The 1,888-nt window shown below is 70.5% G+C and carries 4 protein-coding genes; 2 read left to right on the top strand and 2 right to left on the bottom strand.

The annotated features are described in order from the left end of the window. Positions 1-159 precede the first annotated feature (159 nt). Together P409_RS33110 and P409_RS33105 are read right to left on the bottom strand one after the other, a co-directional pair. Complete coding sequence (locus P409_RS33110; RefSeq protein ID WP_034848701.1) at positions 160-438, bottom strand: BrnA antitoxin family protein; 279 nt, start codon at positions 436-438, stop codon at positions 160-162. Continuing rightward, a complete protein-coding gene (locus tag P409_RS33105; RefSeq protein WP_052121674.1) occupies positions 419-721 on the bottom strand; it encodes a BrnT family toxin in 303 nt (100 codons plus the stop codon). The genes P409_RS33110 and P409_RS33105 overlap by 20 nt, the downstream gene beginning before the upstream one ends. 41 nt (positions 722-762) lie before the next feature. Between P409_RS33105 and P409_RS33100 the strand changes: the two genes are divergently transcribed. Together P409_RS33100 and P409_RS33095 are read left to right on the top strand one after the other, a co-directional pair. Then, entirely contained in the window at positions 763-1,347 is a 585-nt protein-coding gene (locus tag P409_RS33100; RefSeq protein ID WP_034848700.1) for a histidine phosphatase family protein, read from the top strand. Then, entirely contained in the window at positions 1,344-1,856 is a 513-nt protein-coding gene (locus tag P409_RS33095; RefSeq protein WP_034848702.1) for a hypothetical protein, read from the top strand. The genes P409_RS33100 and P409_RS33095 overlap by 4 nt, the downstream gene beginning before the upstream one ends. The last annotated feature ends 32 nt before the right edge of the window (positions 1,857-1,888 follow it).

Below are 1,888 nucleotides of genomic sequence, written 5' to 3'. Positions count from 1 at the left end.
AGGCCGTCGCGGCCCTGCTGGACGACCCGGCCCGCCGCCAGGCGATGGGCGAGGCCGCCCGCGCCAACATCCTGGCCCGGCACGACATCGCCACCGCCGCCGCAATCCTCGACCGCACCCTGGCGCGGGTCACCGGAGGGGTGGCGTGATCGGTCCCGGTCAGAGGCCGGCGGCCTTGCGCAGCGCGTCGTTCATGCGCCGCTGCCAGCCCGCCCCCGTGGCGCGGAAGGCCTCGACCACATCGGGATCCAGCCGCAGGGTCACCATCTGCTTGGTCGGCGCCTTCTGCTGGCCACGATACCGGCGCTGCATTTCGATGAGTTCCGGATGCGTCTCGGAGACTGGGCGCATGCCCTTCATGAACTCATCCGTCAGGGGCGGGGAATCGACCGCGTCCCACGCCTCCTGGCTGATGTGGTCAGGCTTTCGCTTGCTCATAGTTCCTTCTTTCCCGGCTGTTCGCCCGGCGCAGGCTGATGATGCGGAGGCCAGCCTTCCGCCCCGAAAAAACCAGAACGTGCAGGCGACGGCCGATGAACCCGACGGCCACCCAACGCGGCTCGCCGTAGTCGATGCGGTTGTCCAGCCGAATGATGGAGGTCGTGAAGTCAAAGTCACCGGCCGCCTCGAACGCCACTCCGTGCTTGGCGAGGTTGGTCTCGGCTTTATCCGGGTCCCATTCGAACACGATCTGAATGTAACCACGATTTGCTCCCAGCATCAAGCAAATCGTAACTACGCTTCTGGCGAAGGTCAGCGGATGTGACCCGCCTCCTCGTCCTGCGCCACGCGCCGACCGAATGGAACGCGGCACGGCGCATCCAGGGCCGGGCCGACATCCCGCTGTCCGACGCCGGGCGCGCCGCCGCTGCCGAATGGCGCCTGCCGGACTGGACGGCCGGCTGGCCGGTGCTGGCCAGCCCGCTGTGCCGCGCCGTCGAGACGGCCCGGCTGCTGGGCCACGACCCGGTGCCGGAGCCGGCGCTGACCGAGCTGGACTGGGGCGAGTGGGAAGGGCTGCGCCTGTCCGACAAGAGCCGGATCGACCCGGAAGAGCTGGCGCGGCGCGAGGCGCTGGGCCGGGATTTCCGCGCCCCCGGCGGCGAGTCCTACCGCGAGCTGCAGGCCCGGCTGGCGCCGCTGCTGCTGCGGCTCGCCGCCGCAAGGCGGGACACCGTCGCGGTCTGTCATCGTGGCGTCATCCTGGCGCTCTATGCCTCCGCCGCCGATTGGACCATGATCGGCGATGCACCGGACGGGCTGCAGTGGGGCTGCGCACACCTGTTCCGGCTGAACTCGACGGGGGCGCCGGTGATCGAGCGGCTGAACATTTCCTTGGCAGCATGAAGGTTCTGTTCCACGTTCAGCATCTGCTCGGCATCGGCCATGTCCGCCGTGCCGCGGCGATCGCCCGGGCGCTGGCCCAGGCCGGCTTCGCCGTGACCGTGGCCCAGGGCGGCTTCGACGTGCCCGGCACCGACTGGGGCGGCGCCGAGGTGGTGGCGCTGCCGCCGGTGCGGTCGGCCGATACCGGCTTCCGCATGCTGCTGGACGCCGATGACAGGCCGATCGACACCGGCTGGAAGAAGCGCCGCGCCGCCGAGCTGCTGGCCCTGCTGGCCCGCGTGAAGCCCGACATCCTGCTGGTCGAGACTTTCCCCTTCGGCCGCCGCGCCTTCGCCTTCGAGCTGGTGCCGATGCTGGAGATCGCCCGCCGCGCCGGCCCGCGGCCGCTGATCGCCTGCTCGGTCCGCGACATCCTGGTGGACAAGAAGGACCCGGCGAAGGTCGAGGCCATGGCCGACACTGCGCTGGCCTTCTTCGACCTGGTGCTGGTGCATGGCGACCCGGCGTGATCCCGTTCGAGGCCAGCTTCCCGCCCGCGGCG

Source organism: Inquilinus limosus MP06, assembly GCF_000767795.1.
Lineage (GTDB): Bacteria > Pseudomonadota > Alphaproteobacteria > DSM-16000 > Inquilinaceae > Inquilinus > Inquilinus limosus_E.
Note: the sequence above shows the minus strand (reverse complement) of the source record. Positions and strands in the feature narration are given on the sequence as shown.

Excerpts from the sequence above, each read along its gene's own strand:
- P409_RS33110 (WP_034848701.1), bottom strand. The coding sequence starts at position 438 with ATGAGCAAGCGAAAGCCTGACCACATCAGCCAGGAGGCGTGGGACGCG.
- P409_RS33105 (WP_052121674.1), bottom strand. The coding sequence starts at position 721 with ATGCTGGGAGCAAATCGTGGTTACATTCAGATCGTGTTCGAATGGGAC.
- P409_RS33095 (WP_034848702.1), top strand. The coding sequence starts at position 1,344 with ATGAAGGTTCTGTTCCACGTTCAGCATCTGCTCGGCATCGGCCATGTC.